Source organism: Brucella sp. 22210, from assembly GCF_052045675.1.
Classification (GTDB): domain Bacteria; phylum Pseudomonadota; class Alphaproteobacteria; order Rhizobiales; family Rhizobiaceae; genus Brucella.
On sequence record NZ_JBQEPD010000024.1, the window covers coordinates 38,251 to 57,314 of the forward strand.

The following is a 19,064-nucleotide window of genomic DNA, read 5'->3' on the forward strand; positions in this document are numbered from 1 at the left end:
ACGTATGCGCCGGTTTGTATCAAACAAACCGGCGCACATCATTTATGGCGGACAGTTCGGTAGAAGCGCTCGAAACAGAGACCACCGGACGAATAAGCGCCCAGAAAAAAGAAAAAAGGCGATGGAACATTACGCCACATTATTGAGTTTCGGCCCTGAAGGTTGGTCGAGAAGTATCGCCTGGGGGCTTCTGGTAACGGTTACTCTCGCAATAGCCACCCTGCCCGTTGGCCTCGTTCTCGGATTTCTGGTTGCTTTGGGGAAGCAATCGACCGAACCGTCAATCCGACTGGCTTCGAATATCTACACGACCATCTTCCGTGGTCTTCCAGAACTTCTGACCCTGTTCCTGGTTTATTTCGGCGCCTCTCTCGGCTTGCAGAAACTCCTGGCACTTTTCGGCGTCAACGCGAATGTCGAGATCAATGCCTTCGCCGCCGGTATGGTGGCGCTCGGTTTCGTTTTCTCATCCTATTCGAGTGAAGTCTTCCTGTCCGCTTTCCGCGCCATTCCGCGCGGGCAGTATGAAGGCGGTTATGCGGTCGGGCTGTCGCACTGGCAGACCATGCGCAAGGTCATCCTGCCGCAGTTGATCCGCATTGCCCTGCCCGGTCTTGCCAATCTGTGGCTGGTGCTGCTGAAAGACACCTCGCTGGTATCGGTGATCACCCTGTCCGACATTATGCGGCAGACATCCATCGCAGCCCGCGTGACCAAAGAACCATTCCTGTTCTTCGGCGTTGCCTGCCTGCTCTATCTCGCTCTTGCGATCATCTCGTCCTATTTCATCAACCGTATCGCCCAATGGGCTGATGCGGGCAGCAACCGGTCGCGAGGCGCATGATCATGAGCGAAGCTGTCACACAAAACAGTGCTGCTGTCATAGCGCCACCGCCGGTCGCCCGCCAATGGACCCGCGCCCGCATTGCAGGTCATATCTTCGTCGGCATCTGGGCTTTGCTCTTCGCTGGTCTGGCCATCTATCTCTACAATGTCTGGCGTATCGATCTCTTCGAGACCTATGGTCCGCGCTACTGGTCCGGCCTTCTGATCACGCTGAAGCTCGTCGTCGTGTCGATCCTTGTCGGCGCAGTGCTTTCGGTCCCAATTGCAGCCGCACGCATGTCGAACAATCGCTGGCTGAAAGCCATTGCGTTTGGCTATGTCTATTTCTTCCGCGGCACCCCGCTTCTGGCGCAAACCTTCCTGATTTATTACGGTTTCGGCACTTTCCGGCCTTTCCTCGAAAGCATCGGCCTGTGGGTGTTTTTCCGTGATGCATGGAACTGTGCGATTCTCGCTTTCTCGCTCAATACTGCTGCCTATCAGGCCGAAATCCTGCGTGGCGCGATCCAGAGTGTTGCCATGGGCCAGTGGGAAGGTGCTGCGGCGCTGGGCATTTCCAAACGTGTGACCTTCTGGAAAGTCATTCTTCCCCAGGCGCTGATCGTTGCCCTGCGTCCATACGGCAATGAAATCATCTTGATGATCAAGGGCTCGGCCATTGTCGCCATCATCACGGTTCTCGACCTGATGGGTGAAACGCGCCGCGCCTATTCCCGCACCTTCGATTTCCAGACCTATCTCTGGGCGGCAGTGATCTACCTGCTGATGGTGGAAGTGCTACGACACATCTGGGATTATCTCGAACGACGGCTGACACGACATCTTGTTCGCTGATTTAATGAGAACGTTCTGAATTAGCCCCCGGCAGCCTTGCAGCTTCCGGGGGCTATCTGTTTAATCAACAGGTGCATTCGCCGCTCGGCTGGATGCATCCAATTCCCGAACCATAGCAATGGGCAATATCATGCTGAAAATCTGGGGTCGCACCAATTCCACCAACGTCAAGAAAGCGCTCTGGATAGCGCAGGAACTTGGCCTTGATTATGAACAATTCGACGTTGGCGGTCAGTTTGGCGGGTTGGATGACCCGACCTTCCTCGCACGCAATCCCAATGGCCTTATTCCGCTTGTCGAAGACGGCGAAACCGTGCTGTGGGAATCGAATGTCATCACGCGCTATCTGGCGGCGACCTATGGCAAGGACAGGCTGTGGATCGAAAATCCGGCCAAGCGGGCGCAGGCGGAAAAGTGGATGGATTGGGCCTCAAATACGCTCTACACCGATTTCAGCAATGTCATGAAGCATATGATCCGCCTGCCCGTAGACAAGCGTGACCCCGCGATCCTGCAACGTAGTCTCGAGGGCCTTGCGCGTTCCATGACGATTGCCAATAGTGGGCTGGACCATTCGCCGTGGTTCTCAGGCGAAGAGTTCGGCATCGGCGACATTCCAGTTGCCTGCTATGCCTATGCCTGGTTCGAGTTCCCCATCCAACGTCCTTCCCTTCCGCAGCTGGAAAACTGGTATGAGCGCCTGAAAGAGCGCCCTGCCTACCGTTCGGCTGTGATGACACCCCTCACCTGATCATACGGTCCATAATCTATCCAGAGGAATGAACGAATGACGACCACTGCAAAAGTAGCCTTTCTTGGCCTGGGCGTGATGGGCTACCCGATGGCTGGGCACCTGAAGAACAAGGGTGGCCACGACGTTACGGTTTTTAACCGCACGACAGCCAAGGCGGAAAAATGGGCGAAAGAATTTGGTGGCAGCTTCGCGGCCACGCCCGCAGAGGCAGTGCGCGATGCCGATTATGTATTCGCCTGCGTCGGCAATGACGACGATCTGCGTTCTGTCACCATCGGCGCGGACGGTGCTTTTTCTACAATGAAAAAAGATGCGATCTTCATCGACAATACGACGGCCTCAGCCGAAGTTGCACGTGAGCTTTCAGAAGAAGCGCAGAAGCGTGGAATTCACTTCATTGATGCACCGGTTTCCGGCGGTCAGGCTGGCGCAGAAAACGGCGTACTGACGGTAATGGTTGGTGCCAGCGAAGCTGTCTTCGAGCGTGCCAAGCCGATTATCGATGCCTATGCCCGTTCAGTCGGCCTGATGGGTCCGGTCGGTTCAGGTCAGCTTGCCAAGATGGTGAACCAGATTTGCATCGCCGGTCTCGTTCAGGGGCTGGCCGAGGGCATTCATTTCGGCAAGAAGGCCGGACTCGACATTGAAAAGCTCATCGCAGTCATTTCGAAGGGCGCTGCCGGTTCTTGGCAGATGGAAAACCGTTCTGGCACGATGAACCAGGGCAAATATGACTTCGGCTTTGCCGTCGACTGGATGCGCAAGGATTTAGGCATCTGCCTTGATGAAGCAGATCGCAATGGTGCGCTTCTGCCTGTCACGGCGCTTGTCGACCAGTTCTACAAGGAAGTGCAAAAGATTGGCGGCAATCGCTGGGATACGTCTTCGCTGCTGGCTCGTCTGGAGCAGAAGTAGTCACCACCTGACATATTCAAAAGAAAAAAGCCCGGCATTTCAGCCGGGCTTTTTGATGCAGTAGATCAATTCTATCAGAACTCGACCTTTGCCATCAGCGAGAGGCCACTGACAAAATCATCGTCGAGCACGCCCTCACACCCCAACAGACTGCGCTTATCGTCGGCAAGCATACCGTCAACCTTTCCTGAGACAAGCCAACCCGCAGCTCCAGCCAGACGAATGTCCATCTTATCACTCGGCTTATAATCTGTGCCAAGAGTGAACAACCGGAGATCTGTCTGTGTGGTGAGGCCCGTGCTTGTGCCACGATCCCAGCTCAAAGACCCGTCGAGAGACCACTGGTCATTGAACTTGTGACCGACACCGCCCCTTAAAGTCCAGCCGTCTTGATAATAGAGGTTGAGGCTTGTGACTCTGGTGCCGGTTGGAAGAACCTTGTTATCAGAAGCGACAAAATCAACCGACGTCACGCTTGACCAATCCATCCATTCTACCGAGCCGAAAGCCAGCCAGCCGGGTGCGATACCCATCTGAAAGTTGAATTCGACGGATTGCGGTGTCGCAACGTCACTGGCCACATTGATCGGTACGCCGCGTCCGGTGATCGGATCCAAGATCAGGTTATCAACGGTACCCTCAAGGCCATACTTGACTTCGGACTGATAAACGATGCTTGCGCGGAGAGCATATTCGGGAATTTCGTAGGCTGCGCCAATACGCCAGCCGAACGACTGGTCTTCTGCATCCAGAGAAGCAGCGCGAAACGGACCACCCGGAATGCTCTCAGGATTCCGGGAAAAATGGGGGATCATCCTGATCTGCTTGCCACGCAGTTCCTGATAGCTTACGCCCCCAAGAATACGGAAATAGCCATTCTCGCCTCCATCAAAACGATAGGAACAGTTCACGCCATAATCATTCGACGTGATTTTCTGTTCGATCGACGTGTAAGAGTGAACTGTTTCAATGCCCGCAGATGTGCTGATACCCCAAGGCTGACGATATTGCGCAGCACAGGCAAAATCGTTGGTCAGATCAAACTTGGCCGAAATCTTCGGCACCCAATAGCCCTTCGCCTCTTCGATACCCTTTTCGAATGGGCGACCTGTCGCCGGGTTGATACCGTCATTCGCGTCACTGGCGGTCGGGCTGCCAATTCTCGTCAATCGACGCTGTGGCACCACATAGATGGCCGATGTATCGACTGCATTCCCCTGATCGAAAAGAATATCAAAATCCTGCAAGCTGGTCTCGAAAGCACCGGCGTGAGCGACAACTGCACTCCCGAGCAGCACCGCCGCAATCCCTCCAATTTTCAAGCCACGTCCGCCCATAAATCTCCCCCCAAGATAGCTTTGGCATTAACGTTGACGCAAACGTAAAACGGGAAGAAACAGGCCCGCAATATCCAACCAATTGCGGGTTAATTGTGCGATCAGAGCACCACAATCAAATTGGTTCACCGACAGAACCCAGACAAACCAAGGTCGGAATTTCGCCCAAACCGCCCTTTTGGGTGATGCTTTCGCTGATCGCGAAAGAGCAACAGCGTCTGTGACAAGCCGAAACATCGCTTCAGTTCATTTTAGAAACTTCTAGAACTGGAGTTTTCCGAAGCCTGTTATGCAAAAAGCCCGGCAGTGCAAACTGCCGGGCTGAAACACTAAGGGCCGGAGCATTGGTTAAGATGCTCCGGCCCTTAACTTAAATTTTTATCAGTTCGATCAGAACTTGACCTTTGCAGTCAGCGAGAGACCGCCGACGAAATCGTTACCGAAGGTACCCTTCGAACCAAGCAGGCTAGGCTCGCCATTGACAACCGTGTCGTCAATCTCGCCCGAGGTCAGCCAGCCAGCAGCACCAGCCAGACGAACTTCAAACTGATCGTTCGGCTTATAGTTGGTACCGAGGCCAAACAGCCAGATGTCGGTCTGCGAGGTCAGGCCAGTGCTCGTGCCGCGGTCCCAGGTCACAGTGCCTGCAACAGACCACTGGTCGTTCAGTTTGTGGCCAACGCCGCCGCTCACAGTCCAGCCATCCTGATAATAAAGGTTCAAGCTGGTGACCCTGGTACCAGTTGGAAGAACCTTGCTATCGGATGCGACAAAATTGACAGCCTCGATGCTGGACCAGTCCGTCCACTTGACCGAACCAAAAGCAAGCCAGTCTGGCGCAATACCAGTCTGAAACTTGAACTCAACCGACTGCGGGGTCGAAACGTCGCTGCCCACATTGATCGGAATGCTCTGGCCGGTGATTGGATTCAGAACCAGATTATCAACGGTGCCTTCCAGCTCATAGTTGATCTTGGACTGATAAACGACGCTGGCGCGAACAGCATATTCAGGAATTTCGTAGGCTGCACCCAGACGCCAGCCAAAGGCGTGGTCATCTACGTCCAGCGAGCCGACGCGAAATGGACCTGCCGGAATGCCGTAAGGATTACCCTGAGGCAAGCCCGGGATCATCTTGGTCTGTTCGCCGTGCAATTCCTGATAGCTCACGCCACCGAGAAGACGGAAATAGCCCTTTTCGCCTGCAGCGAAACGATAAGAACAGTTCAGGCCGTAGTCGTTCGACGAGATTTTCTGTTCGATAGCGGTGTAAGAACGGACCGTATCGATGCCGACATCCGTGCTGATGCCCCATGGCTGGCGATATTGCGCAGCGCAGGCAAGATCAGTGGTCAGATCGAACTTGGCCGACAATTTCGGCACCCAGTAGCTCTTCGCCTCATCAACGCTCGTCTCAAAAGGACGCCCCGTCGCGGGATTGATGCCGCCAGTCATACCGCTGATGGCCGAGCCACGGATATCTTTCAGCTTACGTTGCGGAGCGACAAAGGTGCCGGACGCATCGACAGCATTTCCCTGTTCGAACAGAATATCGAAATCCTGCGAGCTGCGTTCAAAACCACCCGCATGAGCGACAACCGCGCTCCCAAGCAGTACCGCCGCAATTCCCCCTATTTTTAAGCCGCGTCCGCTCATAAATGTCCTCCCAGATAGCAACGGCATTAACGTTGACGCAAACGTAAAACAGGATGAAATAGACCTGCAATATCCAATCATTCGCGGGCCAGTTGCTTGCTTAGAGCGGCCACATCAAAAATGCCTAAAATGTGTTGGATTTTTATGTCTGCTGGAAATATTCCGACAAATAGTGGCCAGAAATTCGCCCAAATTGGCCCTTTTTTGGCCAAATTTTAGCTTTGTTGCGAAAGCGCAACAACATCAAAAAACAATCGAAACGCTGGTTCGATTGGCGTTCAAGCCCCTTGAAACACAACTTTTCCGGGATAAGCAACACAAAAACACCCGGCAGCGTGCACTGCCGGGTGTGTGATTCGCGCTTCTCTTACGTTACGGAACGGGTCAAATCAACCCGCGTCACGGATGCGTGATTCCGCCGTAGCAACCCGTTCGGCAGCTTCCTTGAGTTCAGCCAGACGCTCGCGTTCGGCTTCAACGACCTCTTCCTTGGCGTTGGCGACGAACTTCTCGTTCGATAGCTTCTTCTCGATCCGGTCGATATCAGCAGCAATCTTGCCAGCTTCCTTGGCGAGACGTGCCGATTCAGCCTTGAGATCGATCAGCTTGCCGAGCGGAATGCAGATCGTCGCTTCGCCGAGCAGCATCTGGGCAGCGCCCTTCGGAGCCTGCGCTTCGAAGGCCACGCTTTCGACGCGAGCCAGACGCTTGATCGCAGCGTCGTGACGTTCAAAGCGTTCCGTGGTCGTTGCATTGGCCTCAAGAACGACAACCGGCGCTACTGCACCAGCCGGTACGTTCATTTCGGCACGCACCGAACGGATGCCAGTGACGAGATCAACCAACCAGTTGATGTCGGCAGCCGCATCTTCATCTGCGAAGGAAAGCTCCGGCCAATCAGCCAGTGCCAGAACCGTATCGCGCGTCTTGCCTTCGCCAGCCGTCAGCGTCCAGAGTTCTTCCGTCATGAACGGCATGAACGGATGCAGCATCTTGTAGATCTGATCCAGACAGTAAGCAGCCGTTGCCTGTGCTTCGGCTTTTGCCGCTTCATCGTCGCCCATGAAAATCGGCTTGAGCAATTCCAGATACCAGTCGCAGAACTGGTTCCAGACAAAGCGATAGGCCGCACCAGCCGCTTCATTGAAGCGGTAATTGGCAATGCCCTCGGTAACGGCGCGCGTCGCCTTGGTCAGCTCGGTCAGGATCCAGCGATTGACCGCAAGCTTCGCGTTCTCCGGACGGAAATCTGCATCAAGCTTGACGCCATTCATCTGCGCAAAACGCGTCGCATTCCAGAGCTTGGTGCCGAAATTGCGATAGCCTGCAATACGTGCCGGGTCGAGCTTAACGTCACGGCCCTGCGCGGCCATGATGGCCAGCGTGAAACGCAGCGCATCGGCGCCATATTCGTCCATCAGCTCCAGCGGGTCGATAACATTGCCCTTGGACTTCGACATCTTTGCGCCGTGCTTGTCACGAACAAGCGCATGCAGATAGACCGTATGGAACGGGATTTCCTCCATGAAGTGGAGGCCCATCATCATCATGCGGGCAACCCAGAAGAACAGAATGTCGAAACCAGTCACCAGAACGCTGGTCGGGTAATAGGTTGCGAGTTCCGGGGTCTTGTCAGGCCAGCCGAGCGTCGAGAACGGCCAAAGGCCCGACGAGAACCACGTGTCCAGAACGTCGGTATCGCGTTCGAGCGCAACGTCTTCGCCGTAATGCGCCTTTGCTGCGGCCTTGGCTTCCGCTTCGCTCTTCTCGACAAAGCACTTGCCATCGGGGCCGTACCAAGCCGGAATCTGATGTCCCCACCAGAGCTGACGCGAAACGCACCAAGGCTGGATGTTTTCCATCCAGTCGAAATAGGTCTTTTCCCAGTTCTTCGGCACGATCTGCGTGCGACCGTCGCGAACAGCGGCCATGGCTGGCTTCGCCATTTCGGCTGCGTTCACATACCACTGGTCAGTCAGATAAGGCTCGATCGGCACGCCACCGCGATCACCATGCGGAACGGCGTGGGTGTGATCCTCGATCTTTTCGAGATAGCCGCGCGCGTCCATCAGCTCGACAATGCGCTTGCGAACCGCAAAGCGATCCTGCCCGTCCAGCTCGGCAATCAGCGCCTTCAATTCCGGCGTCAGCTGGAGGCCTTCAAGGAAGTCGATATTGTCTTTCAGCGTGACGGCCGCTGCCGGCGTCAGAATATTGATTGCACGCAGATCATTGCGCTTGCCGACTTCAAAGTCGTTGAAGTCGTGAGCAGGCGTGATCTTGACCGCGCCAGAACCGGCTTCCGGATCGGCGTAATCATCGGCAACAATCGGAATATGACGGCCAACCAGTGGCAGAACGACATCGTTACCAACGAGAGCGTGATAGCGCTCATCCTTCGGATTGACCGCGACGCCAGTGTCGCCCAGCATGGTTTCAGGGCGGGTCGTTGCAACAACGATATAAGTGTGCGGGTCTTCTGAATCGAAGGGCACGTTTTCCAGCGGGTAGCGGAAGTGCCAGAGATGGCCTTTCGTCTCGCGGGATTCGACTTCAATGTCGGAGATAGCTGTCAGAAGCTTCGGGTCCCAGTTGACCAGACGCTTGTCGCGATAGATCAAGCCCTGCTTATAGAGCGAGACGAAAACTTCCAGAACAGCGCGCGACAGGCCTTCGTCCATGGTGAAGCGTTCGCGCGACCAGTCGCACGACGCGCCAAGGCGACGCAGCTGATTGGAGATCATGCCGCCGGATTCAGATTTCCACTGCCAGATGCGCTCGATGAACTTCTCGCGGCCCATGGCATGACGGTTAGGCTCCTTCCGCTCGGCAAGCTGACGCTCAACGACCATCTGGGTTGCGATACCGGCATGGTCCATGCCCGGCTGCCACAGCACATTCTTGCCGCGCATGCGTTCAAAACGAACCATGATGTCCTGGATCGTGTTGTTGAGCGCGTGGCCCATATGCAGCGATCCGGTAACATTCGGCGGCGGAATGACCACGGCAAAAGGATCGGCTCCTGGCTTCGCTCCTGCTCCCGCTTTAAATGCCCCTGCTTCTTCCCAGCGTTCGGCAATTTTCGGCTCTATGGCCGCGGCGTCATAAGTCTTCTCAAGCATGGAATTATCCGGTCTTTTTGCGCAATGAAAGGATTGAGCGCTCAATAGCAACAAACGGGTGATAAATCACTTTAAAAGTGAAAACCCGCCTGCAAGACAGACGGGCTTTTGAACTCAAAGGCCGTTTTATTCAGGCAACACGTCGATTATCGGTCGCCGCGCACCACTCGTTCGATTTCTTCGCGAACAAGCCGCTCCACAAGGGTTGGCAGATTGTTGTCCAGCCAATCCTGCAACATGGGACGCAGAATCTCGGCGGCGATATCGTCAAACGAACGACGCGGCTCTGCACGCACGACGTGGCTCAGATCCTGAAAAGCTGCGGCCACCTGGCGTTCTGCCACTTGTGACAGAATATGGGGAGCCACGGTCGCATTTGCCAGTGGTTCGGATATGGGGGCTGCTGGAGCCTTGGTAGCGACCGGTACTTCCGGAGCTCGTTCCACAACCGGTTCAGCATGCGCCTCGACGGGCTCGTCCAGATCGGGCTCAAGTAACTCTTCAATGGCTTCGGCGATTCCGTCCTCAAGCGAACGGTCAAGCGCTTCCATGGAATTGTCCTCGGCCGCAGTTTCAGGCGCAATTGCGGCGGACGCTTCCTGCAGCACTTCAACCGCACGCCGGTCATCATTTTGCGCGTCGAGGACAATGTCCTCTTCTTCCTCTTCGATTTCCGGTTCGAATGCAGGCGCAGCTTTCACCGGCTCGTCAATCGGTCCGCGCAATACTGGCTCGTCCTTGAGGATATCGCGCATCATGGCCGGCTTCTCAGCCGGTCTTGAAATCGGGGCTTCCGCTGCAGGCTGTTCCTGTGCGGGCGTTGGGCGACGGAACTCAGCCACCTCGCCGCGCAACGGAAAATTCGCCGACGTGGACACAGGGTGGCGGCTAACATCGCTGTCTTCGATAATGCGTCGAATGGAAGCGAGAATCTCTTCCATGGACGGTTCGCGTGATGCGCTGGATGTCTGTGCCATAGCTGTCCATCTTCCCTATTTCAGAATAGAGCAATGCGCGCCCGCAGGGTCGCACATAGTTCTCCTTCTCTGTGTGGAGTGCCTGGTTTCGCGCGGAAAAACCTTCCGCAGCTTCCAAAGCCGCATCCTGCAAAGGACAGAGAATCAATGAATTAAGGGTACCGGACGTTCGGCGATTTGAGAATCCCCGCAAGAACGCTGCGCAATTCAACCCACAGCTTTATCATTTTGTTAAGAATCGACCGCAACAGCCAGCGAATCGCCGTCAAACGAAAACGGCGCCCGAAGGCGCCGTTCAACCTGAAATTCTCGCTGATTAGCGACCATCCGGCGTGCGCAGACCGAACCACTTGTCCTTGACGGCGTCGTAGTGTTCTTCAGGCTTATATTCAGCCACCTGAAGGCCCATCTGCTTGGAGGTCATGCGGCCCGTCGCATTGAGAAGCGCATAGCTGGCGACAACCACATCATGCTCCGACTGGACGAGAGTGATTTCCGCAGCGGTCAGATCGTTCTGGGCGTTCAACACGTCCAGCGTGGTGCGCTGGCCGACCTTGCGTTCTTCTATCACGCCATCCAGTGCGAGCTGGGCAGCGGCTATACCATCGCGGTTTGCCTTGACCGAAGCGCGGGCAGCTTCAAGCTGCGACCATGCCGAACCAATGGCTTCACGAACCTGATCGCGTACGACATCGACTTCAATCCGTGCCTGACCAAGCTGTTCCTTGGACTGGCGAATCTGCGCCGAGGTGCGGCCACCCGTATAAATCGGAATGGTCACGCCGATACCGACCGAAGCGGAATTGCCATCACCTACCGTCGAACCGGCATAGGTATCCAGACGGCTGGCGCCAGCCGACAGACCGACGGTCGGCAGCATTGCGCCTTCCTTGGCCTTCACATTGTAGCCTGCAGCGTTGACAGCATATTGCGTTGCGAGAATGCCTGGGTGTCCGGCCTGTGCGATAGCGTAAGCTTCGTTCGGCGATTTCGGCAGGTTCTTCGCGGCAGCGGCAGCGGCAAGCCTGTCCGGCTGAGCACCGACGATGCGGATATAGGTCGCCTCAGCAGACTTCACGTTGGCACGGGCGCTGTTCAGTTCGGCAACAGCGGTCGAACGGCTGGCTTCAGCCTGTGCAACGTCTGTGCGCGTGCCTTCACCAACATCCAGACGCGCACGGGCTGCACGCACCTGTTCGTTCATCGCAGCCAGATTCTTCTCGCGAAGCACTGCGATGTGACGATTCTGGTAAACGCCCATATAGGCAGCGACAGCGCTATAAAGCGTGTTCTGCTCGTCGTTGCGCATATTTTCGCGCTGCGCAAAAACCTGCGTTTCTGCTGCGGCGACATTGTTCTTGGTCTGGAAACCGTCGAACAGCATCTGGTTCAGCTGGATGCCGACCGTGCCGCTGGTGCGGTAACCGCTCGTCGGCGCGCGACTGCGGCTTACATCATACGTACCAGTAATCTGCGGACGGTAATTCGACTTGGCGATCGCCACGTTTTCGTCCTGAACGCGCACACCTGCGCGGGAAGAATTAAGCGTAGCGTTATTCTTATAAGCCTTGACCAGAGCACCGGAGAGGTTTTCAGACCAGGCGGACTGCCCCGATAAAACGGTGCCGGCCAACAATGCTGCCGCTGCGACCAGTCCTTTGTACGTTTTGAACACCGGGTACCTCATCTTAAGAATAGCCAAATTCAGTAAATCGAACCAATCAGTTCGGGCAACCTTAAATAACCATTAAAATCGGTTATTTCCATCGCCCCGCCCAGAGCATGCACAAAGAAATTCCGCAGCGTTGCAGAATTGTACCAATCCCGAAAATTAGAATTCGAACTGCGGAATCCGCTCGAATCCCGGAAGTGGGCGCACCGCAGTGTTGAACGCAATCCGTCCCGATGCAACACCATTTTCTTTAACGTAAATCCGGGCAACCGAGGCATTTCCACGGCCTTCGACGGCGACGAGACGTCCACCTTCCTTCAACTGCGCGAACAAGGTGTCCGGAACGAAATCCACACCGCCTTCGATCATGATGACATCGTAAGGAGCTTCCGACGGATAGCCGGCGTGCATATCTCCAGAAACAATCACAACATTGTCATAGCCGAGTTCGGCAAGACGAGCGGTCGCAGCGGCAGAAAGCGCAGAATCACTCTCAAGACCGATCACCGAACCAGCCAGATGCGAAAGAATGGCCGAGGAATAACCCGTGCCGCAGCCGATATCGAGCACGACATCGTTCTTGTTTACGCGGGCAAGCTGGATGAGCTTTGCGAAAGGCGACGGCTCCATGAGATAGCGCGGCGCGCCACCTTCGGCTTCGAGCGGCTGATCTTCGTCAATATAGGCAACTGCCTGACGGACGGTCGGCACAAAGGCTTCCCGCGGAACGGCCAGGAAAGCATCGATAACCGCCAGATCGGTTACGTCCGTCGTACGGATCTGATTGTCGACCATCTTTGTGCGAAGATCCTGGAAATCGGCTGCCATAGCCCTCAACCCTTCATTATCGCCTAACGCGATGTTTCATATCACAAAGCACTCTGCAGCGTTGGTCCAAACCTCGCTGCGAGTGCACCATAAACGAGATTTGCCGTTGATGTGGCAAAAATCGCCGGTGCAGTCAATGAAACAGCTGCGAAACACCCGCATTTGCGGCACTTGAACTCACCGGAATGAACCTTTGCGGTCCGGCTTCCGTTACGGAAAGAAAATGCCGGAAAGCGAGGCTTCCCGGCACGTACATCCTGCTTTGCATTGGCGCAAGCACCCGCAAAATCACATTATTGAGCATTTGCAGCCGGATAACCGGCAGCCGCCAGCGCGGAAACAACCGCATCTCTGGATGCATTGCCACCGAATTCGACTTCCTTGGCGTCGAGGTCGATTTCAATCGGCGCTGTCGCATCGAGCTTGCGCAGAGCGGCAGTCACACTGTCGGCGCAGCCGCCGCATTTCATCTTGGGAACGGAAAACTTCATCATTGACTGACTCCACACCTGAACATTTCCAGAAAAACGCACCGATACGGGCTGGAAATGTTTATAAACAAAGAGATAGAGCGATTTTCGAGATTTCACCTCAAGACAATCGCTCCAACCAAAAGCATCCTGCACCTTTCCATCGTGGTAAGGTCAAGCGCTAAAAATGCTTTCTCTGAACAGTGCTGTTCCGGTGATCACTCCTAAAGAGGCGACCAGAAAATCAGGTCGCCTTCGGAAGATTAGGGGGCTTCACAGGCTTCCGGCACGCTCTTTTCAAGCTCCAGTTCCGATTTGCTCAGCGATCCGGTCATGATCTCAATCGGCTTGAATGGCGGCTCTTCCTGCATGGCGGGATTGGTAAGGTGAATCGTGTAGCAACCGCCGAAGACTTCCTTCTTGCCATCATTGCTCTCGGCTTCAATAGCTAGCGGCTGGCTCCAGTAAATCTGGCCTGCACCCGGGTCCGGCTCGGTCTTGCGCAAGGCGACCTTGACGCTCTTGGTATTCTCATAGCCCTTCACGAAGGTCTTGAAGTCGGGTTCCCGCCCTTCTTCCGAGTAATAGCCGTAAGCGCGCGTATATTCCTTGCGGTTGATCGCATTATAATAGGATTCGATCAGCGCCTGCGGCGAAGATCGGTCATCGCGATATTCCGGCACGGTAACACCATTGGCGGCGTCCTGCGTCTGTTCAGACGGCTTTGTCTCTTCTACAGGCGCTTTTGTTTCTTCAGCCTGATCCTTTTTCTCGGCTTCAGGCTTTTTCTGCGCCGTCGGTTCAGCGCTTTCCTTCGATGCGGGCTTCTGCGCTTCCTTCGCGGCAGGCTTGGGCGCCTCCTGTGCATAGGCTTGCGGGAGAGCAACGGACAGGCCGAGCGCGCTCACGAAAACAGCCAGCCTCAGAGATTTCATCCGATCAATCGACATTCATACCTCCTCTTTCCCCAATACCCGCCAGCCGGACACGCGGCCTGCGCTCTCGATTTGGTGTCTTGCGGTAATGATGTTACAACACTAACTATAGTGAAAACGTGGCAGCGAGGTTTGAAACTCGCTGGTTTCACACGAGATTGGTTGATTCTCGCCCGTGAAGCCACAGCCTCAAGGCCACTGCATAGTACCGGAAGAGAAGAACCATGGGCCGTTTCGCAGTCATGACGCTAACCGAAGCCGCAGCAAATCGCGTTCGCGAAATTGTTGAGTCGCGCGAAGGCGCGCTGGGCATTCGTGTCGGCGTGAAAAAAGGCGGCTGTGCAGGCATGGAATATACCATCGATGTCGCCAGCGAAGCGAAAGCCGGTGATGATGTTGCCGAGAAAGATGGCGCCAAGGTCTTTATCGCCCCGGAAGCCGTTCTTTTCCTGCTCGGAACCCAGATGGATTTCGAAGTGACGACGCTCCGTACCGGTTTCGTGTTCAACAATCCGAACCAGACCTCTGCCTGTGGCTGTGGTGAATCGGTTGAACTGACCCCTGCCTCGGCAGAAAGCCTCCGCCAGATGCAGGGCGCGGCCTGACCTGTTCCACGAGGATAGTCTTCCGAAGGAATCTCCCCAATGGATGACGAAACCCTCCGCGATTTGTTGCAGGATTTCGGCCCGATCAGCATCCGCCGCATGTTCGGCGGCAAAGGCATTTATCATCAGGGACTGATCTTCGCGCTTGTCGTTCGCGATGAACTGCTTTTCAAAGCCGACGAATTGACCATCCCGCGTTTTATCGACGCCGGATCGGTGCAATGGACCTATGAAGGACGCAAGGGCGGCGATCCCATTGGCATGCCCTATTGGAGCGTGCCGAGCGAAGCCTTCGATGATCCTGAAATCATGACCGAATGGGCCCGCCTCGCCTATGAAGCGGCTCTGCGCAGTGGCCGGTCCAAACCCCAAAAGAAATCGGCCGCGAAGCGATCCCCCACGGCCGAATAATAAAACTAACAGTGCTTTCCGCCTACATGCCCGTTGGAATGAGCATGAAAGCAGGAATGTCGTTGCCAAAACCAACCGGCGACGGACCATCATCATCGCGATCACGGCGGCGCTTATGCTGGTCGTGCTGCGGCTTGCCACGACGTTCGTCGTTGGAAGCGCGGATCGCATCGCGGCGGTCGTGGGTTTCGATAACGGGCTGCGGCTGTTCCGCCGGATCGAGCGCTTCGGTTGAAGCTACCTTTTCCTTTGGCTTGTCCATGCTCTTGTCCCGCCCCTTATCTTTACCCTTGTTATCTCTTTGCGAGTCTTTGCCCTTGCCGCGCGCATTCTTGCCCTTGCGCGGCTGATCGTCAGCCTCGTCGGACGGTGCAAGCGTGGACAGATCGCCATCGACCCATTCAATTTTCTCACCGATCATGTTCTCAATCGCGGCAAGATATTTTGTGTCCGATGGCGTGACGATCGTGAACGCCTTGCCGGAGCGGCCAGCGCGACCCGTACGGCCAATGCGGTGGACATAGTCTTCCGAATGGATCGGAACATCGAAATTGAAGACGTGGCTGACATCCGGAATGTCGAGGCCGCGTGCTGCCACATCGGAAGCGACCAGCAGTTGCAGCTTGCCTTCCTTGAAGTTGGCTAACATCGTCATGCGGGCGCGCTGGTCCATATCGCCGTGCAATGCACCGGCGTTGAACTCATGACGCACCAGCGAACGGAACAATTCCGACACATCCTTCTTGCGATTGCAGAAGATGATCGCATTCTTGAGCGTGTCGCCTTCGGCGCGGATGAGATCGCGCAGGGCAGCGCGCTTGTCCCAATCTTTCCTGCTCGACTTGACCAGACGCTGCGTCACGGTCTTTGCCGTGGACGAAGCCTTGGCCACTTCGACACGCGTTGGCGAATGCAGGAACTGCTCGGTGAGCTTGGTAATTTCCGGCGGCATGGTCGCCGAGAAGAACAGCGTCTGACGCGTGAACGGAATCAGCTTGCAGATGCGTTCGATATCCGGAATGAAGCCCATGTCGAGCATACGGTCGGCTTCATCGATGACCAGAATTTCAACGCCGGTCAAAAGCAGTTTGCCGCGTTCGAAATGGTCGAGAAGACGACCCGGCGTGGCGATCAGAACGTCTGCGCCGCGCTCAAGCTTGCGCTCTTGCTCGTCGAACGAAACGCCGCCGATCAGCAGAGCAACATTGAGGCGGTGATTGACGCCGTATTTGACGAAATTCTCTTCAACCTGCGCAGCAAGCTCACGGGTCGGCTCAAGAATGAGCGTGCGCGGCATGCGGGCGCGAGCCCGGCCCTTTTCCAGCAGCGTCAGCATCGGCAGAACGAAAGAAGCCGTCTTGCCCGTTCCCGTCTGGGCGATGCCAAGCACATCCTTGCGCTCGAGCGCGGGCGGTATAGCGCCTGCCTGAATGGGTGTGGGCGCGGTGTATCCAGCCGCTTCTACAGCAGCAAGCACTTTCGGGGAAAGACCGAGTTCGGCAAATGTCGTCAATGGAGGCGCAGCTCTCTGGTTCGGAAACGTGTTCCGCCCATCCTGTCATTGCAGCCGCGTCATCCGGCGCAGGAACCAAAGCAGAAAAGGCGTCTGCAACGCATCTAGCGTTTTCTTGCAGCATCGCCTACGTCCGCAGCGTGCAAAAGTCAACCAAAATACCAACATCCGATATCAAATTGCTTTGATATTCCTGCTGATAACGACAAATGACGCCAATCTACGTCTTTTCTAATCGAATTAAATCAAATTGATGACAATTAGAGGATTGTCAGCCACGGTAGTTTGACAACATTGCTTGTACGTAATCTTACTCGAAAACCTGTCGACTATTCAGATCAATGCCGGAATTGTTCTGTCAGAATTCGCTCGTCCCAGGAGTGGTTCTTATCAAACAGAATAGCCACCTGACTGTTCGGCGCCTCGCGGACCGTAACCGAAGTTACAGACTTCACCTCATTATTGTCGGCGACGGCATTGACCGGACGCTTTTCCGTTTCCAGCAAATCCATGCGAACAGTCACATGCTTGGGCAGCAATGCGCCGCCCCAGCGACGCGGGCGGAAGGGGCTAACCGGCGTCAGCGCCAAAAGTGGCGCTTCCAATGGCAGAATCGGCCCCTGCGCCGAGAGATTATAGGCCGTTGAGCCAGCAGGCGTCGCAACCATCACGCCGTCACAGACCAATTCTTCCAGCCGCACTTTACCGTCAATCGATATGCGCACCTTTGCCGCCTGATAGGACTGGCGGAACAGCGAAACTTCGTTAATTGCAAGCGCCTCGACCGGAGCAGAATTTTCGGTCTCTGCAATCATCACAAGCGGGCGGATTGTTTCCATCTGCGCGGCCAGAATGCGCTCGCACAGATTATCAACGCTGAACTCATTCATCAGAAAGCCAACAGACCCGCGGTTCATGCCATAAATCGGCGTACCGCTATTCATGAAATCCCGCAGCGCCTGAAGCATGGTGCCATCACCACCGAGCGCAACAATAATGTCGGCATCTTCGCCCGACACGTGCCCGTAGCGATTCACAAGATCTTTCTGGGCCGCGAGTGATTCTTCGGTCCCGGACGAGAGAAAATGAAGCGCGAGTGATTTGTCGTTCATGTCTACTGTCTCGCTCCCCGGCTCAACCCTGATAAGTTTGCCATGTCCTCATCGCGGTCTATTGGCTATCACATGAAAAACCCTGTTGCCATGACCTCTTTGCGATGATTTTTCGTTTTACAGACGCGTCATTTATGCTAATCGAGCGCAGACCGTATAGCGGAAGCGATTTGCAACCAAAAGCGGTTCGATACACACTGTATCGTGAAGAGCCCTTATAGCTCAGTTGGTAGAGCACCTGATTTGTAATCAGGGGGTCGGGAGTTCGAGTCTCTCTGGGGGCACCATTATTTTCTCTGGCAAGAGATATTTCCATTTATTTTCAAGAAGTTGAACGAGTTTCGATTCGGAACCGTCTCTCACTTTGCGTCACAAGCTGACCATGGATTCTACTGGCGAACCAGAAACGCCCTCCTCACCGTTATGACATCTCGGCGTCTGCTTTAGCGTTCTTTGGGCACTCCTGTCCCTTTCCTCATCAGCTCTCTCATGTGGGCGAGAACAAGATAGGATCGCAAATGGCAAATGCCGGCTCATGTCTTGTCTAATCACGCTGGGATGTCTGGTTCTGACCCAATACGGCACACGCATTGCGTTTAAAAGTTGCAGCTAAAACACCTAGGCGATATGGCCAGCGCCGGGCAGCCTAAGCAATTGCCCGCCCCCGCGAGAGGCACGGTTTCTACACACTCGTGTCTCTCGCTCCACATCGTGAAATTAAGGGAAGACCGTCGTCGCGACGAAACACCTGCTCACGACCAAACGAGTTGATACTTACCAATGTTTCTATTCGACATTGCATTATTCGCATTTGGGCTTTCATTTATTCTAGGGCGTAGACTCATAAACTGATGCACCAGATGCGGACAGCGATCAGTTTGACAGCAGCAAGGAAATTGTCCGGGTTCTTGTCGTAACGCGTGGCGATGCCACGATAGTGTTTGATGCGATTAAAGAAGCGCTCGACCAGGTTTCTTTGGCGATATACCCATGGCGAGAACGCGAAGACGTCCTTACGGTTGGATTTGGGAGGAATATTGGCCCAGATTTTCCGTTCTGCTGTTGTCTTCCGGATCG

16 protein-coding genes, 1 tRNA gene and 1 pseudogene are annotated in these 19,064 nt (G+C 55.1%); 7 read left to right on the forward strand and 11 right to left on the reverse strand.

Annotated elements, in window-relative coordinates; translation table 11 throughout:
- Positions 1–121: 121 nt before the first annotated feature.
- The 4 genes from ACTJKP_RS21125 (at position 122) to ACTJKP_RS21140 (ending at position 3,349) form a co-directional block, all read left to right on the forward strand.
- Positions 122–844: an ABC transporter permease gene (locus tag ACTJKP_RS21125; protein ID WP_199054075.1), complete on the forward strand. Its 723-nt coding sequence runs from the start codon at positions 122–124 to the stop codon at positions 842–844.
- A 2-nt stretch (positions 845–846) separates the two neighbouring features.
- Entirely contained in the window at positions 847–1,680 is an 834-nt protein-coding gene (locus ACTJKP_RS21130; protein ID WP_078340428.1) for an ABC transporter permease, read from the forward strand.
- 130 nt (positions 1,681–1,810) lie between these two features.
- The gene (locus ACTJKP_RS21135; RefSeq protein ID WP_440632042.1) at positions 1,811–2,431 is read left to right on the forward strand and encodes a glutathione S-transferase family protein; all 621 of its coding nucleotides are present in this window, start codon (positions 1,811–1,813) and stop codon (positions 2,429–2,431) included.
- 36 nt (positions 2,432–2,467) lie between these two features.
- Positions 2,468–3,349 (forward strand): NAD(P)-dependent oxidoreductase, encoded by an 882-nt coding sequence (locus tag ACTJKP_RS21140; protein WP_078340427.1) that lies wholly within the window; start codon positions 2,468–2,470, stop codon positions 3,347–3,349.
- A gap of 74 nt (positions 3,350–3,423) precedes the next feature.
- Here ACTJKP_RS21140 and ACTJKP_RS21145 read toward each other — a convergent pair whose 3' ends face one another.
- From ACTJKP_RS21145 to ACTJKP_RS21180, 8 genes are all read right to left on the reverse strand, one after another.
- On the reverse strand, positions 3,424–4,686 hold the full coding sequence (locus ACTJKP_RS21145; protein WP_440632043.1) for an OmpP1/FadL family transporter: 1,263 nt from the start codon (positions 4,684–4,686) through the stop codon (positions 3,424–3,426).
- A 390-nt stretch (positions 4,687–5,076) separates the two neighbouring features.
- Positions 5,077–6,423, reverse strand: coding sequence for an OmpP1/FadL family transporter (locus tag ACTJKP_RS21150; RefSeq protein ID WP_440632044.1), 1,347 nt, complete (start codon positions 6,421–6,423; stop codon positions 5,077–5,079).
- 308 nt (positions 6,424–6,731) lie between these two features.
- Positions 6,732–9,464 (reverse strand): valine--tRNA ligase, encoded by a 2,733-nt coding sequence (locus tag ACTJKP_RS21155; RefSeq protein ID WP_440632045.1) that lies wholly within the window; start codon positions 9,462–9,464, stop codon positions 6,732–6,734.
- 146 nt (positions 9,465–9,610) lie between these two features.
- Entirely contained in the window at positions 9,611–10,441 is an 831-nt protein-coding gene (locus tag ACTJKP_RS21160; protein WP_440632046.1) for a PopZ family protein, read from the reverse strand.
- A 316-nt stretch (positions 10,442–10,757) separates the two neighbouring features.
- On the reverse strand, positions 10,758–12,128 hold the full coding sequence (locus tag ACTJKP_RS21165) for a TolC family outer membrane protein (RefSeq protein ID WP_440632047.1): 1,371 nt from the start codon (positions 12,126–12,128) through the stop codon (positions 10,758–10,760).
- A gap of 144 nt (positions 12,129–12,272) precedes the next feature.
- Complete coding sequence (locus tag ACTJKP_RS21170) at positions 12,273–12,941, reverse strand: protein-L-isoaspartate O-methyltransferase family protein (protein ID WP_280994032.1); 669 nt, start codon at positions 12,939–12,941, stop codon at positions 12,273–12,275.
- A gap of 293 nt (positions 12,942–13,234) precedes the next feature.
- On the reverse strand, positions 13,235–13,435 hold the full coding sequence (locus ACTJKP_RS21175; protein WP_078340422.1) for a heavy-metal-associated domain-containing protein: 201 nt from the start codon (positions 13,433–13,435) through the stop codon (positions 13,235–13,237).
- Between the two features lie 239 nt (positions 13,436–13,674).
- Positions 13,675–14,361 carry a hypothetical protein gene (locus tag ACTJKP_RS21180; RefSeq protein WP_440632048.1) on the reverse strand — a complete coding sequence of 229 codons (687 nt, stop codon included), beginning with the start codon at positions 14,359–14,361 and terminating at the stop codon, positions 13,675–13,677.
- 209 nt (positions 14,362–14,570) lie between these two features.
- Here ACTJKP_RS21180 and sufA point away from each other — a divergent pair, with 209 nt between their 5' ends.
- Positions 14,571–14,951 (forward strand): Fe-S cluster assembly scaffold SufA, encoded by a 381-nt coding sequence (gene sufA / locus ACTJKP_RS21185; RefSeq protein WP_078340420.1) that lies wholly within the window; start codon positions 14,571–14,573, stop codon positions 14,949–14,951.
- 39 nt (positions 14,952–14,990) lie between these two features.
- The gene (locus ACTJKP_RS21190; protein ID WP_440632049.1) at positions 14,991–15,362 is read left to right on the forward strand and encodes a TfoX/Sxy family protein; all 372 of its coding nucleotides are present in this window, start codon (positions 14,991–14,993) and stop codon (positions 15,360–15,362) included.
- A 22-nt stretch (positions 15,363–15,384) separates the two neighbouring features.
- On the opposite strand, the gene ACTJKP_RS21195 is transcribed toward ACTJKP_RS21190, so the two are convergent.
- On the reverse strand, positions 15,385–16,875 hold the full coding sequence (locus ACTJKP_RS21195; RefSeq protein ID WP_078340418.1) for a DEAD/DEAH box helicase: 1,491 nt from the start codon (positions 16,873–16,875) through the stop codon (positions 15,385–15,387).
- A 338-nt stretch (positions 16,876–17,213) separates the two neighbouring features.
- Positions 17,214–17,987, reverse strand: coding sequence for an NAD kinase (locus ACTJKP_RS21200; RefSeq protein WP_440632050.1), 774 nt, complete (start codon positions 17,985–17,987; stop codon positions 17,214–17,216).
- 211 nt (positions 17,988–18,198) lie between these two features.
- Here ACTJKP_RS21200 and ACTJKP_RS21205 point away from each other — a divergent pair.
- Positions 18,199–18,274, forward strand: a tRNA-Thr gene (locus ACTJKP_RS21205).
- Positions 18,275–18,828: 554 nt separating this feature from the next.
- Here the strand turns inward: ACTJKP_RS21205 and ACTJKP_RS21210 are convergent.
- A pseudogene (locus ACTJKP_RS21210) lies at positions 18,829–19,064 on the reverse strand (IS5/IS1182 family transposase); the annotation flags it as partial.

Excerpts from the sequence above, each read along its gene's own strand:
- ACTJKP_RS21125 (WP_199054075.1), top strand. The coding sequence starts at position 122 with ATGGAACATTACGCCACATTATTGAGTTTCGGCCCTGAAGGTTGGTCG.
- ACTJKP_RS21130 (WP_078340428.1), top strand. The coding sequence starts at position 847 with ATGAGCGAAGCTGTCACACAAAACAGTGCTGCTGTCATAGCGCCACCG.
- ACTJKP_RS21135 (WP_440632042.1), top strand. The coding sequence starts at position 1,811 with ATGCTGAAAATCTGGGGTCGCACCAATTCCACCAACGTCAAGAAAGCG.
- ACTJKP_RS21140 (WP_078340427.1), top strand. The coding sequence starts at position 2,468 with ATGACGACCACTGCAAAAGTAGCCTTTCTTGGCCTGGGCGTGATGGGC.
- ACTJKP_RS21145 (WP_440632043.1), bottom strand. The coding sequence starts at position 4,686 with ATGGGCGGACGTGGCTTGAAAATTGGAGGGATTGCGGCGGTGCTGCTC.
- ACTJKP_RS21150 (WP_440632044.1), bottom strand. The coding sequence starts at position 6,423 with ATGATTGGATATTGCAGGTCTATTTCATCCTGTTTTACGTTTGCGTCA.
- ACTJKP_RS21155 (WP_440632045.1), bottom strand. The coding sequence starts at position 9,464 with ATGCTTGAGAAGACTTATGACGCCGCGGCCATAGAGCCGAAAATTGCC.
- ACTJKP_RS21160 (WP_440632046.1), bottom strand. The coding sequence starts at position 10,441 with ATGGCACAGACATCCAGCGCATCACGCGAACCGTCCATGGAAGAGATT.
- ACTJKP_RS21165 (WP_440632047.1), bottom strand. The coding sequence starts at position 12,128 with ATGAGGTACCCGGTGTTCAAAACGTACAAAGGACTGGTCGCAGCGGCA.
- ACTJKP_RS21170 (WP_280994032.1), bottom strand. The coding sequence starts at position 12,941 with ATGGCAGCCGATTTCCAGGATCTTCGCACAAAGATGGTCGACAATCAG.
- ACTJKP_RS21175 (WP_078340422.1), bottom strand. The coding sequence starts at position 13,435 with ATGATGAAGTTTTCCGTTCCCAAGATGAAATGCGGCGGCTGCGCCGAC.
- ACTJKP_RS21180 (WP_440632048.1), bottom strand. The coding sequence starts at position 14,361 with ATGTCGATTGATCGGATGAAATCTCTGAGGCTGGCTGTTTTCGTGAGC.
- sufA (WP_078340420.1), top strand. The coding sequence starts at position 14,571 with ATGGGCCGTTTCGCAGTCATGACGCTAACCGAAGCCGCAGCAAATCGC.
- ACTJKP_RS21190 (WP_440632049.1), top strand. The coding sequence starts at position 14,991 with ATGGATGACGAAACCCTCCGCGATTTGTTGCAGGATTTCGGCCCGATC.
- ACTJKP_RS21200 (WP_440632050.1), bottom strand. The coding sequence starts at position 17,987 with ATGAACGACAAATCACTCGCGCTTCATTTTCTCTCGTCCGGGACCGAA.